Raw genomic sequence first — 13,992 nt, forward strand, 5'->3', positions numbered from 1 at the left:
GGTCTAATTTGACAGAGCCTGATCACGGGCAAACATCAGATCCGTTCCGAGTTCTCACACGTCAGCAGGGTCACACTGGACAGTCGGCGCTCGGCGGCCCCACCGCGCGGATCGTCTAGCCTGAAAGTGTGCGTAAACCCCGGCAGCCCGACCCTGAGGTCCACGAATCCGACTACCGCATCCCCGCGGCGGTAGGCACCGCAGCATGGACCATCGCCTTGATCGTCCTTCTCCTCCAAGGGGACCGGATTCCTGAGGACAGCCGGTGGTGGATCTGGGTCTGCGTGACCGGGATCGCCCTGGGAGTGTTCGGTTTCTGGTACGTCCCCCGCCTGTTACGCAGCCGCGCCGAAGCCGAAGAGCGGCGCCGGGCCCAGCGCGCCGCGTCCGGTTCCGACCGTTCCTCCTCGCCCCCGTCTGACTCCGCGTCCGACCCGGCGACCGGGAAAGTTTCCCGACAGTCCCGCCCTTGAGCCGCGCCGTTTCGGGGAATGTCCCCGATAATGAACGGGTGTCCGAAACGTTCCGCCCGTTTCCACCGCACCTCGCTGACCGGCTCCGCCACGCCCTGCTCGACGCCGACTACACCGTCTCCGGTGTCCGCGACCGCCTCGGCGACATCGCGGCGCGAGCCCTCGCCCGGGAACAAGTGGTTCCCGCCCTGCGCGCTACCGGTGGAGAAGAACGGCTCGGCCTGCTGTTGCGCCTGTGGTGGCTCGGCGAAGCGGTACCGCAGACCGCGTTGCGCTCCCTGCCGCTCACCGACCTCGCTGAGGCGGGCCTGTTGACGATCCGCGACGGCCAAGCCCGCGCCCTCGTGCAGATCAAACCGTGGGAACTCGCCGACGGCCGCCCCTACTACACCGTCTCCGACCTGACCGTGCGCCCCGGGCAGGGGCAGCCGCGCCCCGACCACGTCGTCGGCGCAGGCGGCGCCTCGGCAACCCTCGCCCAGCTCATCGTGGACGGTCCAGTCGAACGCGCCCTCGACCTGGGCTCCGGCTGCGGCGTGCAATCGCTGCACTTGGCGGAACGCGCCACCCGGGTCTGCGCCACCGACGTCAACCCGCGCGCCCTGTGGATGACCCGGCTGAGCTGCGCCCTCTCCGGGGTGGACAATGTCGAAACCCGGCAAGGGTCGCTATACGAGCCGGTGCAGGGAGAACGGTTCGACCTCATCGTCTCCAACCCGCCGTTCGTGATCACCCCGGATACGGCCCGCTACACCTACCGGGAATCGGACCTGCCCGGCGACGCGGTGTGCGCCGCCCTCGTCTCCGCTGCCCCCGCGCACCTCACGGAAGGCGGCTGGTGCCAGTTGCTCGCCAACTGGCTGCACGTGGACGGAGAAGACTGGCGGGACCGGGTCGGCGGCTGGGTCGAAGGGACCGGCTGCTCCGGCTGGGTGGTGCAGCGCGACGTCCAAGACCCTGCCGAATACGTGGAACTGTGGCTGCGCGACTCCTGCGAAGCGGGCAGCCCTGAATACGCCCAGCGCTACGACGCCTGGCTCGACTACTTCGAGCGGGAAGGCGTCAAAGGCATCGGCTTCGGGTGGATCTGCCTGCGCAACGACGCCGCCCAGGACGCCACCGTGCGCGTGGAGGAGCTGCGGCACGAAATCGACCAGCCGGTGGGCCCCTACCTGCCGGACGTGGTGGACGGGGCGATGAGTGCGCACCGCCTCACCGACGCAGCCCTGCTGGCGGCCCGCGTCGCCCTTGCCCCCGGGGTGCGGGAGGAGCGGATCAGCGTCCCGGGTGCGCCCGACCCGGAACGGATCCTGCTCCGCCAGACTCAAGGCCTGCGCAGAGTAGCCCAAGTGGGGACGGTTGAGGCCGCGCTCGCTGGGGTATGCGACGGCACAATCCCGGTGGGACCGCTCCTGGACGCGATCGCGGAACTGATCGGTCAGGATCCAGCGGTGCTGCGGGAGCGGACCCCGGTGTCGTTGCGTGGGCTCATCGCGGAAGGCTTTTTCCGAGTAGCCCGATGATCTTAGCTATTCCGGGCTCTCTCCCGCCTCCGGAGGCCCGAAGATGTCACGATCGTCGCGGAGTGTTTCTGGGATGACGCACACTATGGCCGACCCGTTCGGCGTCGCCGACCTGCGCGCGCGGATCCTCGACAGCTGGGCTGCTTCCCCCGCGCGCTTCCGGGAAGACGCCAACGCTGAAGACGACTACGCCCTCGGCGGCTACCGCAACCGTGTCGTCGTGGAACTGGCGCAGAACGCCGCGGACGCCGCCCAGCGCGCCGGCAGGCGGGGACGCCTCGTTCTGCGGCTCCGCGGCCGAGAGTTCACCGCCGCGAACACCGGTGCCCCGCTCACCGCCGAAGGCGTGGAGTCCCTGTCCACGCTGCGTGCCTCCGCGAAACGCGACGCCGCTGCGGTGGGCCGCTTCGGGGTCGGCTTCACCGCGGTCGCCTCGCTCAGCGACGACGTGGTATTTGCGTCCCGGGACGGGGCAGTGCGGTGGAACCGCGACCGGGCCGCCGCCCTCGTCCACGACGAGCTCATCGCCACGGGCCGGGCCCACCCGAAACTCGCGGAAGAACTGGCCCGCCGCGACAACCGGGTGCCGCTGCTGCGGCTGCCGTTCGCCGACCGCACCCGCCCGCCCGACGGTTTCGACAGCGCAGTCATCCTGCAGCTCCGCGACGCGGACGCTGGCGCCCGTCTGGCCCTGCAGCTCGCGGAGACCGGCCAAGCGCTGCTGTTGGCCCTCCCATGGCTCGCCGAAATCACCATCGACACGGACAGCCACGTCCGTTCTCTCCGCTCCACCTGGGAGCCCGACGGCACGGTCACCATCCGCAGCAGCGATGCCTCGGGGGACCACGTCACCCGCTGGTCCACGGTGACCAGGTCCGGACAGTTCACCGAGGCAGACCTCGCCGACCGGCCCGTCGAAGAACGCGAACGCCGCGACTGGTCGCTGACCTGGGCAGTGGCGCTCGACCCGGCCAGCGGGGCAGCCGTGCTGCCCCCAGACGTGCCCCGGGTCGTGCACGCGCCCACTCCCAGCGACGACGAACTCCACGTCCCCGCCCTGCTGATCGGCACTTTCCCGCTGTCCCCCGACCGTCGCCGGATCGCTTTCGGCCCGGCCACCGACGTGCTGCTCGACGCGGCTGCCGACGCCTACACCGAGCTGCTGCGCCGCATAGCCGCCCCCGCCACCTGGGACCTGATTCCGCTGGAGCGGCTCAGCGGCGACGAATTCGACGCCCGGTTCCGGGCCCGGGTCGCGGCACTCCTGCCGGACCTTCCGTTCCTGCAGACCGTCACCGGAGTCTCCCTCAGCCCTCGCGACGCGGTGCTCGTCGAAGGAGGCGACACCCTGCTGGACGTGCTGGACGGCCTGGTGCCGAACGCGCTGCCCGGCGACACCGACCTGCACCACCCCGGGGTGCGCGCCCTGCAACTGCGCCGAGTCTCGCTTGCCGACCTGGCCGACCTGCTCACCGGGGTCGACCGGGAACCCGCCTGGTGGGCGCGCCTGTACGCGGCGCTGCGCGCGGTCGGACAGCGCGGCGCCGCCCTGGACAACCTGGGGGCGCTGCCGGTGCCGCTGTGGGACGGACGGCTGGTACGCGGGCCCCGGGGCCTGCTGCTGCCCACGGGGGAGGCGTTCACCTCAGGCATCCTGGACGCTACGGCCCTCGAACCGCTGGGCTTGCGGATCGTGCACCCGGAAGCGGTCGACCCGCTGCTCGTCCGCCTGGGAGCGGTAGAAGCCAACGAACGCGCCATCCTCACCGACCCGATGACCCGGGCCGCCGTAGAGAACTCGCTGGACGCCAACGACCCGGACCTGATCGCCCGGGCCGTCCTCGAACTGGTCGCGGCCTCCGGGGTGACGGTCGCTGACGAGCCGTGGCTGGCAGAGCTGGCGCTGCGGGACGCGGACGGCGACTATGCGCCCGCCGCCGAACTCCTGCACCCGGACAGCCCGCTCGTGGACATCTTCACCGACGACGCCCCCTTCGGGGTGCTCGCCGCCGACCTGGCGGAGGCGTACGACACGGAGACGCTGGAGTCGGTGGGGGTGATGCGGCTCTTCACTGTCCACCGCGCCCACGACGTGACCTTGGGCGCCGGGCTGGAAGACAGCCTCGACGACCTCCCACTCGACGGCGTGGACGAATGGGCGGCCGCCGTGTCGGCCCTGCTCGGCGACCCTGAACTCCCCCCGGTCGTCCCCGAGTTCGTGGGAGTCCGCGACTTGGAGTTCGTGCGGGAAGACCGCTGGCCCCAAGCCCTGGAACTCCTGTCCGCTCCCGGACCGCGCGCCGCCATCGTCGAACCCACCCGAGTGTTCACCGGGGACGGCCGGGTTGTGGACGTGCCCTCCTACACGGCATGGTGGCTGCGCACCGGTGCGCTGCTCGGCGACCGCACCCCCAGCGAGCTGCGCACCGCCGACGCGGACCCCGCCCTCACCGGCCTCTACGACGAGCTCCCCGTGGACGTGGACCCGGAGTTCGCCCGCGCCCTGGGAGTGCGTTCCCGCCTAGACGACCTGCTCGCCGACCCGGACGGCCCTGACGACCTCCTGGAGCGCCTGGGCGATCCGGACCGCCACATCTCCCGCGCTGAGCTGCGCCGGCTGTGGGCGGCGCTGGCCGACGTCCCCCCGGACCGGGTCACGCCCCCGGATCGGGTGCGCGCGGTGCACGGCGGCTCCGTGGTGGTAGCCGACGCCGAAGAAACCGTGGTCGTGGACGCCCCGGACCTGCTGCCGCTGCTCGCAGACCGTCCCGTAATCCTGGCCCCGGTCGACCGTGCCGTGGACCTCGCCGACGTTCTCGACCTCGACCTGGCCTCCGAAGTGGTGGCAGGCCGGGTCACCTCGACTGGGGAGGCCCGCCCTGTTCCTGAAGAGGTGCGGGCGTTCCTCGGCACAGTGCCGTTGACCTACCTGCACCACGGCGAGTTGCTGGTGGACGGGGCGGCCGTGGAGTGGCGCTGCACGTCCGGCCAACTGCACGCCGCCACGTCAGACGGGCTGGCCCGCGCCCTGTGCTGGGCGACCGGCCAGTGGCCGCGCCGCCACCTGGTCGCGGCGCTGCTGCGCGACCCGCAGTCTCTGCCGCTGCTGCACGCCGAAGCCGACCTGGAGTGACCGGCTCACCCCTGCTGCATGGCCCGCACGCCTCCTTCCGAGGCTTGCACGAGGACGAACCCGCGGCCTTCCAAAGCGAGCTGGAACGCCTCCCCGCTGCCGCGGCCGATCAGCGCCCCCGCTTTGACGGTGCTGCGCAGGCTGGTGGTGAGCGACGTGGACCAGGCGACCGCGGCTTTGGTGTCCACGAAAGTCATCTGGTCGGCGTTGAGTAGCACCGGGGTGCCGTGGCAGGCGACCGCGACCCGGCCCCGGCCCCGGAACACCGTGTTGAACAGGCCGCCAGCGATGATGCCCATGCCCCGCACCCGGTGGATGTCCCACTCCAGGCCCGCTTCGAAAGCGAGCACGTTGTTCCCGTTGACGGTGATCGACTCGTCTTCCAAGTCGAGGATGTGGATCTCCCACGCGTCCCGGGCGAGGAAGACCGTGCCTTTCCCGAACACGCGCATGAGAGGCAGGCCTTCGCCGGTGAGCATCTTCTTGGTGAACCGGCCGAGCCCCGAGCCCTGGTGGGCGAAGTCGATGTCGCCCTGGTAGGCCACCATCGTGCCTTTGCGTGCGTAGAACTCCCCGTCGCAGACGACGCGGAGCATCCGGGGGTTCTGCAGCGACATCCCGGGTAGGTCGTTCTCCTGGGCCTGGTTGAACAGTTCACTCCGCACGCGCTTACTCTCCTCCACGATGGCGGCACCGCCCGCGGTGTTCGCCCTGCGGGCGGCGGCTGCCGGACAGCCGTCCTTTCCGGCCCGAAGGTAAGGGACACCACGGCCAGCACCGCGTGCCTGCTAGGCGTCCTGCTCCCCCGGACGGGGCCCGTAGCCCTAGTCCTCGGACGTCCGCGGGCCCGCGGCGGGTTCCCTTGCCTTCAAGGTGAGCGCTAGCGACACCGCGCTGCCGCCGCGGCAGGCGTGGGGCCCGGCGGTGCTGCCAGGCCCCACGTCACTGCCGGGCCTGCTTGTCAGAGGAGACCAGCTCCAGCTCGCTGGTGTCGTCGAACACGATGGTGTCGTAGCCCATCTCGTCAACCACCGGCGTGAGCCGTTCAGAGGTGCGCTCCGGCACCGCGGCCTCTGAATGCGCCCCGCAGCCGTGGTCCAGGGAGACCACCCGGCCATCGTCGGGCGCGTACTCGTTGGCGCACACCCCGAACATCTGCCGGAGCTTGCCCGCCAACGGGACAAGGAAACCGCAGGTAGCGCACTGGGCCGGGGCTGCAGTGGCGATCGGGCTCTTCGGACCGCCCGGGCCGGCGTACCAGCGTTTCGCCGCTGCCTGCCGTCCCACTTCGGAAAGCACGCGGGCCCGCCCCAGTCCCAGCTCCCACAGCATCTGCTGGTCTTCGCCGTCTGCGTCGGTCTCTTCGGTGGGGACTTGGGCGTAGCCCGGCATCAGCCGTTCGTCGTCTTCAGGGGTCGGCAGCAGGTCTCCCACCCCGAGGTCGCCCGGGCGCAGGCGCTCCTTCCACGGCAGCCACTCGGGTGCGATGAGCGCATCCGGGCCGGGCAGCATCACCGACTCGTTGACGGTGACGTACTTGGCCCGGGCGGCACGCACCACCGTGACCGCGTAGTGCCACCCCGGGTAGGCGGGGTTCAGGCACTCGAAGAAGTGGGTGACCAGGCGGGTGTCCTCGACCTTGGTGCCGAGGTGTTCACCCACCCACTCCGGGCGCCCGATCTCCACGGCCGCTGCACGGGCGAGATCCTGCGCCTCAATGCACGCCTTGTCTGGTACGGGGGATCGACGGGTGCGTCTCACGTCTCCATTGTCACTGATGACCGCCACCGGCTTGACCACGAAAGGGATCGATAACTGACCGTTACGCGCTTATCGCGCCTGAGAAGTGTGGACGCGCCCTGTGGCGTCCGCCACAGGGCGCGTTGCGTGCGGGGTGTCAAAGTTCGATATCGTCGGCGAGTGCCCGAAGGACTTTGGCGATCTTGGTCGCTTCGCGACGGTCGGGATACTTGTTCCTGCGATAGGTGTTGGACACATTGTCAAGCAGCTTGATCAGGTCCTCGATGATGACCACCATCTCGTCTGGCTTCTTGCGTAGCGCTTTGGCCACCGAGGGCGGCGTGTCGAGCAACCGGACCTGGAGCGCTTGAGTGCCCTTGCGCCCCTCCACAATGCCGAACTCGACCCGTTGGCCGGGCCGTAGTGTGGTCGTGCCAGGCGGAAGCGCCGAGGCGTGCAGGAAGACCTCGCCGCCGTCATCTTTGGTGAGGAAGCCGAACCCCTTGCCCGCGTCGTACCACTTGACCTTGCCAGTGGGCACGTGTGACCTCTTCGCTTTCGCAGTCGAAACACCGGGACCCGTCACCCACTCCGGTCATACCGGATCAGTGGGGAACGGCCCCCGTCCTTCCAACAGTGGACGGGTCTTTCAGGCTAACCGCGGCTGTCCAGGACAGCCACTAGATAACTTCTTTAAAACGACCAAAAAGCAAGCTAATTCCCACTGTGGCCGGTCTGGGGCGAGTTTTCCACTCCTATCCGTAAGCTGCTAACGAAAACGGACGAGAGGCCCGGAAAAACTGTGTTCCGGGCCTCTCCGCTTGCGGCCGCCCGCGCGTACCACCGGTTGCGGAGTTGTGGGACGGGATCCGGCGATTCTCCGGGCTGCCGCCACGGTTGCCGGCCGCTGCGGTGACGGGCTCCACCGGCGGCCGGCAACCGTCGTCCTCGGGCCTCGGCACTCGCAGGACAGACAGACCCACCGAGACAGCCATGTTCTGGGCCGGGACGCAGGGCCATCGTCTCTCATCACTCCCGTAGCGCACGCCTGCCAACCGGGCATATGCGGTGATATTCCGGATCGTTTGCTTCTGGTTGATGCCGGACAGCCCGCTGCACGCCCGCGCCCTCGCACGCACCTCGCACACACCCCTGTGGCATTCCGCGACTCTGTCGTCACATGCCGCTACGCTACCCGGTGACCGATCCGCAGCGGTCCCTGCAGCCCTTCCGAGCTGCCATGCCACTGCGGCCCGCACCCGCTCGCGGTGAACCGCTCCGGTCACCGGGGGACAATCCCCATCGTGGTCATGACCGATCCCGCACGGTACTGCCGCGGGCAGGCGGGGCACGGCATCCCCCGGCCCCGTCGGCGGCGCGGGCCGCTCCCCGCAGCCCTCGGCAAGCCACGGGCTTGTTCGGCACTCCGCCGCAGATTCTGATGTGATGGGATCAACCCACTTCTGGTGTACGGAATCGAGGTTTCTCCCCCATGAGCAACCCGCCGCTGCCCCCGGGAGCCGCCGACCCCCGCGACGAACCGTTGCCTCGGGCCCGCCGGACCGCAGGCACGCAGGACGGGGACCGCGCGGAGGGCGATGCGGCCTTCCGTCCCTCCGGTGCGAGCAGCTCCACGATGGCGCTCATCCTGCACGCACTCACCTTCCTGTGCTGCGGGAACTGGTTGTTCGGCATCCTCGGCATCGTTTTCGCGGTGCGTGCCGCGCACAAGCGCGACCAAGGGCTCTACACTCAGGCCGAAACTCTGACCAGGTACTCCTGGTACTGCCTTGGAGCCGGCGCAGTGATGCTCCTGGTCATGCTCATCTCCTTCGGTGTTCTCCTCACCCAGGCAGGATCGTGGGTAGAGGAAGCAATCTCACCGGGGGTGAACTACTGACCGCTATCGCAACCTGCGCTCCGCCATGTGGAGAACCTGGACTGAAGAGAGGGCGGAATCCATGAACAGCCAGTGGCCCGGCCCGGGCAATCCCTGGGGCGACCGCACCGCCTCTCCTCCGCCGCACCACCCTGGAAGCGGCCCGCCCGGGGTTCCCGGCTTCTCCTGGCACGCTTCTCCCCCGCCCGGGTTTCCCCCGCCTCCCCCGGCGGGAGAGCCGTCGTTTCCCGGTCCCCCGCTGGCCAAAGGCAACGCGGTCCTCGCCCTGATCATCGCGATCATCCTCACGTTGACCTGCGTAGGCATCACCGACGTGATCGGGATCGTGCTGGCCGCCGTCGCCCTCAGCAAGGACGAGGACCCGGAAGAGTTCGACCGCTACGTCCGCTGGGCATGGTTGAGCAACTTCATCCACCTCGGCTTCCTCATCCTGCTGCTCGTGCTGTTCATCATGCTCAGCACGGTCTGAGCCCGCCCCGCCGCGACGCGCAGGCCGGAGCAGCGCGTGCCTAGATCGCGGGCAGCCAGCCCATCAGCACGGTGCCTCCCGCGATCATCCAGGCCACCAGGGAGTAGCCGAGGGTCTGGGCGCGCAAGGCCGGCTTGGCCCGCAGGACCGGTGTAGTGAAGGCGGCCACCATGAGCGCCAAGGCGAGCACCGCGGGAATCAGTGAAGCCAAGGCGAACAGCTCCATCTGGTCGACGCACTTCTGGTAGCCCTGCTCCAGTGGGTCACCGCAGAACACCTTGTCTCCTGAATCCGTGAAAGCCGACGCGGAGATACGGCCGCGGCCCACGTCCGCGGCCCATGCCGCCAGCACCGTGACGCTCCCAGACGCGGACGGTCCGAGTTGTCAAGGGCGACACACCTTGACGGTACCCCGGAAAGTCCGACTCGTGCGCCCAGCTCCCAGCAAACCGGATGAACCGCCCCGGCGCTTAGGGTGGAGGCCATGGGTGCTGTTGACTCCGCAACGCCTGCGGTCGTGGACGCGCTGGCCTGGGTGCACGTCCGCGACGGCCGGGTGCTCCAAGTACGTCCCAAGGGCAAGGACGTCTTCTACTTCCCGGGTGGGAAACGCGAACCGGGGGAAAACGACGCTGAAGCGCTGATCCGGGAAGTCGCCGAAGAGGTGTCCGTGCAACTGGACCCCGCCACGCTGCAACTGTTCACCGTGGTGGACGCGGCGGCGCACGGCTATCCGGAAGGCACCCGGGTCCGGTTGACGTGCTATACCGCGGAGTGCACCGGGGATCTCGCCCCGCGTTCCGAGATCGCCGAGCTCGCCTGGTTCACTCAGGCGGACGCCGACCGGTGCGCCCCGGCCGGGGTGCGGGTCCTCGCCGAGCTTGCCCAGCGGGGCCTCGTCACCCGTTGAACCGGCCCGCCCCGCGGCCGCCCACAGCACAAAAAAGGGGACGGTCCGGAAGGGACCGTCCCCAGTGGACGTGTAGTACCGGTCGGACTAGAAGTCCATTCCGCCCATGTCGCCGCCAGCGTTGTTCGCGGCCGGCTTCTCCGGCTTCTCGGCGATGACGGCCTCGGTGGTCAGGAACAGACCAGCGATGGAGGCAGCGTTCTGCAGCGCGGAGCGGGTGACCTTGGTCGGGTCGATGACACCGTCCTTGAACAGGTCGGTGTACTCGCCGGTGGCCGCGTTCAGGCCGATACCGGGCTCCAGGCTCTTCACCTTCTCCACGACAACGCCGCCCTCGTAGCCGGCGTTGATCGCGATCTGCTTCAGCGGCTCCTCAACAGCGCGGCGGACGATGCTGGCACCGATGGCCTCGTCGCCCTCCAGCTCAAGCTTCTCGAAAGCAGCGATGCTGGCCTGCAGCAGCGCGACACCACCGCCGGGCAGGATGCCCTCCTCCACCGCGGCCTTGGCGTTGCGGACCGCGTCCTCGATGCGGTGCTTGCGCTCCTTGAGCTCCACCTCGGTGGCGGCGCCGGCCTTGATGACAGCCACACCGCCCGCCAGGCGGGCCAGGCGCTCCTGCAGCTTCTCGCGGTCGTAGTCGGAGTCGGTGCGCTCGATCTCGGCGCGGATCTCGTTGACCCGGCCAGCGATCGCGCTGGCGTCGCCAGCACCGTCGACGATCGTGGTCTCGTCCTTGGTGACGACGACCTTGCGGGCCCGGCCGAGCATGTCCAGCTCGGTGTTCTCCAGCTTGAGGCCGACTTCCTCGGTGATGACCTGGCCGCCGGTCAGGATCGCGATGTCCTGCAGCATGGCCTTGCGGCGGTCACCGAAGCCGGGGGCCTTGATCGCGACGGACTTGAAGGTACCGCGGATCTTGTTGACCACCAGGGTCTGCAGCGCGGTGCCCTCGACGTCCTCGGCGATGACGACCAGCGGGCGGCCGGCCTGCAGAACCTTCTCAATGACCGGAAGGAACTCGTTGTTGTTGGAGATCTTCTGGTTGGCGATGAGGATGTAGGGGTCCTCGAGGACCGTCTCCATGCGCTCCAGGTCGGTGGCGAAGTAGGGCGAGATGTAGCCCTTGTCGAAGCGCATACCCTCGGCGAGCTCCAGCTCCAGGCCGAAGGTCTGGCCCTCTTCGACAGTGATGACGCCTTCCTTGCCGACCTTGTCCATCGCCTCGGCGATGTACTCGCCGATCTGCGGGTCGCCCGCGGAGATGGAGGCGGTGGAAGCGATCTGCTCCTTGGTCTCGACTTCCTTGGAGAGGTTCGCCAGCTCCTCGCTGATGCGGGCCACGGCGGCGTCGATACCGCGCTTCAGGCCGATGGGGTTGGCACCAGCGGCTACGTTGCGCAGACCCTCGCGGACCAGGGCCTGGGCCAGCACGGTGGCGGTGGTGGTACCGTCACCGGCCACGTCGTCGGTCTTCTTGGCGACCTCCTTGACCAGCTCGGCGCCGATCTTCTCGTAGGGGTCCTCGAGCTCGATCTCCTTAGCGATGGAGACACCGTCGTTGGTAATGGTCGGCGCGCCCCACTTCTTCTCAAGGACGACGTTGCGGCCCTTGGGGCCGAGCGTCACCTTGACAGCGTCCGCGAGCTGGTTCATACCGCGCTCGAGGCCGCGCCGGGCTTCCTCGTCAAACGCGATCAGTTTGGCTGCCATAGAGTTCTAGTCCTCCCGAGACCGGGCTGATACGCGAGGGAACGAGCCGACGCCCGCGACGGATGGTCGCGCCGATCCGGCACCCGTCTGCCGGATGTCACGACCTCATCGTCTCGATCCGCGATTTAGCACTCGACTGCGGAGAGTGCTAACGGTTACTTTTTAGCACTCCCCTGGGGGGAGTGCAAACGTCCGGAGCACCGCCGCCGCCCTCCCTACCCCCAGCTCAGAGCGGATTAACCACCCCTCAGGGACTTTTCCGCTCCCAGAAAAACAGGTGTGGCCGGGGCGTGTCACACCCCGACCACACCTGCACGACACGGGTCCCGGTCAGCAGCCTCCCGCCACCGCCGGGATAATCGACACCTGGACCCCGTCCGGGGTGGGCGTGTCCAGACCGCTGGCGAACCGGACGTCCTCGTCACCCACGTAGATGTTGACGAAACGGCGGATCGCGCCGTCGTCGCCGAGGATACGGGCCTGGATCCCCGAGTAGTTGGCCTCCAGGTCAGCCAGCACCTCCTTGAGGGTGGCCCCCTCGGCGGACACCTCGGCCTGCCCCTTGGTGTAGGTGCGCAGAATCGTCGGAATGCGGACGCTGACACTCATCGCTGTGGACTCCTTGATGGGTTCGGCTCTGCAAAGGGGGAAACAGACCAGCGAATAGACCAGCGGCGGTCAGAGCAGCCCGGCGTCTTTGAACGCGCTCAGCGACGGCTTGATCGTCGCGGTGACACCGGTACCGGACACAGCGTTGAGCGTCTTCAAGCCGTCCCCGGTGTTGAGCACCACGGTCTCGGCCTCGGGGTCCAGCACTCCCTTGGCCAGCAGTTTGCGCAGCACACCAGTGGTGACCCCGCCCGCAGTCTCGGCGAAGATCCCCTCCGTGCGCGCCAGCAGGCGGATCGAATCCACGATCTCCTCGTCGCTGACGTGTTCGACCGCGCCTCCCGTGCGGCGGCAGACGTCGAGCACGTACGGGCCGTCCGCCGGGTTGCCGATAGCCAGCGACTTAGCGATGGTGTCCGGCTTGACCGGCTGGACCACGGTGTAGCCCTTCTCCCAGGCACGGGCCACGGGCGCGCAGCCGGTCGCCTGCGCCCCGAAGATCCGGTACGGCTTGTCCTCGACCAGCCCCAGCGCGATCAACTCCTGGAATCCCTTGTCGATCTTGGTGAGCTGGGACCCGGAGGCAATGGGGATCACGATCTGGTCGGGGACGCGCCACCCCAACTGTTCGGCGATCTCGTAGGCGAGCGTCTTCGACCCTTCGGCGTAGTAGGGGCGCAGGTTGACGTTGACAAAACCCCAGTCCTCCCCCGCCGGGTCGCCGATCAGCTCGGAGCAGAACCGGTTGACGTCGTCATAGGTGCCCTCGATCGCCACAAGCTGGCCACCGTAGACCGCGGCCATGACGACCTTGGCTTCCTCCAGCCCTGCCGGGATGAACACGCAGGAGCGGAACCCGGCGCGGGCCGCGGCAGCGCCCACCGCCCCGGCAAGGTTCCCTGTCGACGAGCAGGACAGGGTGGTGAAACCGAAGACCCGGGCAGCTTCCACTGCCATGGCCACGACCCGGTCCTTGAACGAATGCGTCGGGTTAGCGGAGTCGTCTTTGACGTACAGGGAGCGCAGCCCCAGTTCAGCGGCGAGCCGGTCGGCCTTGACCAGCGGGGTCAGGCCGGGGTTCATGTTCGGCAGCTTCTCGACGTCGACGGGAACCGGCAGCAGGGCCTTGTACCGCCAGATGTTCTTCGGCCCCTGCTCGATGGACTCACGGGTAACGGTTCCGAAGTCGTAGGCGACTTCCAGCGGGCCGAAACACTCGATGCAGGCGAAAATCGGACCGAGATCGTAGCGGGCGCCGCATTCGCGGCACGACAGTGCGGAAGCAGAACCGAAAGAGCCGGTGGCAGACGTGACTGATTCCGTGGCGGTCAGCGCCATGAGGCGTTCTCCCCTCATCTTCCCCACTGCCACCTTGACAGTGGGACGGAGTTGGCACCTGTCCCGGCCGCCTCGCACCTGACGAGCAACGTCCACCGGGATGGTTGCCGGGGCTTCACAGGGCCGTGTCCCTCCACCCCTCTGGATGAGCAATCTCAAGTTTTCCGCTCGGTTGTGTCCCGAG

13 protein-coding genes and 1 riboswitch are annotated in these 13,992 nt (G+C 68.6%); of the genes, 6 read left to right on the forward strand and 7 right to left on the reverse strand.

Features of this window, described 5'->3' with window-relative positions; all coding sequences use genetic code 11:
- The first annotated feature begins 128 nt into the window (after positions 1–128).
- The 3 genes from CW348_RS08395 to CW348_RS08405 all read left to right on the forward strand — a co-directional run bounded on the left by CW348_RS08395 (position 129) and on the right by CW348_RS08405 (position 5,129).
- Entirely contained in the window at positions 129–473 is a 345-nt protein-coding gene (locus tag CW348_RS08395; protein WP_011290686.1) for a DUF2530 domain-containing protein, read from the forward strand.
- Positions 474–511: 38 nt separating this feature from the next.
- Positions 512–1,996 (forward strand): methyltransferase, encoded by a 1,485-nt coding sequence (locus CW348_RS08400; RefSeq protein ID WP_104612783.1) that lies wholly within the window; start codon positions 512–514, stop codon positions 1,994–1,996.
- A 73-nt stretch (positions 1,997–2,069) separates the two neighbouring features.
- Positions 2,070–5,129: a sacsin N-terminal ATP-binding-like domain-containing protein gene (locus CW348_RS08405; protein WP_041427573.1), complete on the forward strand. Its 3,060-nt coding sequence runs from the start codon at positions 2,070–2,072 to the stop codon at positions 5,127–5,129.
- A gap of 5 nt (positions 5,130–5,134) precedes the next feature.
- On the opposite strand, the gene CW348_RS08410 is transcribed toward CW348_RS08405, so the two are convergent.
- The 3 genes from CW348_RS08410 to CW348_RS08420 form a co-directional block, all read right to left on the reverse strand.
- The gene (locus tag CW348_RS08410; RefSeq protein WP_016188073.1) at positions 5,135–5,794 is read right to left on the reverse strand and encodes an AIM24 family protein; all 660 of its coding nucleotides are present in this window, start codon (positions 5,792–5,794) and stop codon (positions 5,135–5,137) included.
- 277 nt (positions 5,795–6,071) lie between these two features.
- Positions 6,072–6,890, reverse strand: a complete 819-nt coding sequence (locus tag CW348_RS08415) for a DUF3027 domain-containing protein (RefSeq protein WP_011290682.1) — start codon at positions 6,888–6,890, stop codon at positions 6,072–6,074.
- Between the two features lie 136 nt (positions 6,891–7,026).
- On the reverse strand, positions 7,027–7,410 hold the full coding sequence (locus tag CW348_RS08420) for a cold-shock protein (protein ID WP_011290681.1): 384 nt from the start codon (positions 7,408–7,410) through the stop codon (positions 7,027–7,029).
- Positions 7,411–8,361: 951 nt separating this feature from the next.
- Between CW348_RS08420 and CW348_RS08425 the strand changes: the two genes are divergently transcribed.
- Both CW348_RS08425 and CW348_RS08430 read left to right on the forward strand, forming a co-directional pair.
- Positions 8,362–8,769, forward strand: coding sequence for a hypothetical protein (locus CW348_RS08425; RefSeq protein WP_011290679.1), 408 nt, complete (start codon positions 8,362–8,364; stop codon positions 8,767–8,769).
- A 61-nt stretch (positions 8,770–8,830) separates the two neighbouring features.
- Positions 8,831–9,238 carry a hypothetical protein gene (locus CW348_RS08430; RefSeq protein ID WP_016188071.1) on the forward strand — a complete coding sequence of 136 codons (408 nt, stop codon included), beginning with the start codon at positions 8,831–8,833 and terminating at the stop codon, positions 9,236–9,238.
- Between the two features lie 40 nt (positions 9,239–9,278).
- Here the strand turns inward: CW348_RS08430 and CW348_RS08435 are convergent, their stop codons facing one another.
- Positions 9,279–9,590: a hypothetical protein gene (locus tag CW348_RS08435; RefSeq protein WP_011290677.1), complete on the reverse strand. Its 312-nt coding sequence runs from the start codon at positions 9,588–9,590 to the stop codon at positions 9,279–9,281.
- A 132-nt stretch (positions 9,591–9,722) separates the two neighbouring features.
- Here CW348_RS08435 and CW348_RS08440 point away from each other — a divergent pair, with 132 nt between their 5' ends.
- Positions 9,723–10,148: an NUDIX domain-containing protein gene (locus tag CW348_RS08440; protein ID WP_011290676.1), complete on the forward strand. Its 426-nt coding sequence runs from the start codon at positions 9,723–9,725 to the stop codon at positions 10,146–10,148.
- Between the two features lie 87 nt (positions 10,149–10,235).
- On the opposite strand, the gene groL is transcribed toward CW348_RS08440, so the two are convergent.
- From groL to thrC, 3 genes are all read right to left on the reverse strand, one after another.
- Positions 10,236–11,861 carry a chaperonin GroEL gene (gene groL, locus CW348_RS08445; RefSeq protein ID WP_011290675.1) on the reverse strand — a complete coding sequence of 542 codons (1,626 nt, stop codon included), beginning with the start codon at positions 11,859–11,861 and terminating at the stop codon, positions 10,236–10,238.
- A gap of 330 nt (positions 11,862–12,191) precedes the next feature.
- Positions 12,192–12,470, reverse strand: coding sequence for a MoaD/ThiS family protein (locus CW348_RS08450; RefSeq protein ID WP_011290674.1), 279 nt, complete (start codon positions 12,468–12,470; stop codon positions 12,192–12,194).
- Positions 12,471–12,539: 69 nt separating this feature from the next.
- A complete protein-coding gene (gene thrC, locus CW348_RS08455; RefSeq protein ID WP_016188070.1) occupies positions 12,540–13,808 on the reverse strand; it encodes a threonine synthase in 1,269 nt (422 codons plus the stop codon).
- An 11-nt stretch (positions 13,809–13,819) separates the two neighbouring features.
- Positions 13,820–13,960, reverse strand: a riboswitch (SAM riboswitch).
- Between the last annotated feature and the right edge of the window lie 32 nt (positions 13,961–13,992).

It is taken from the genome of Thermobifida sp. (assembly GCF_017577275.1).
Taxonomy (GTDB): Bacteria; Actinomycetota; Actinomycetes; order Streptosporangiales; family Streptosporangiaceae; genus Thermobifida; species Thermobifida fusca.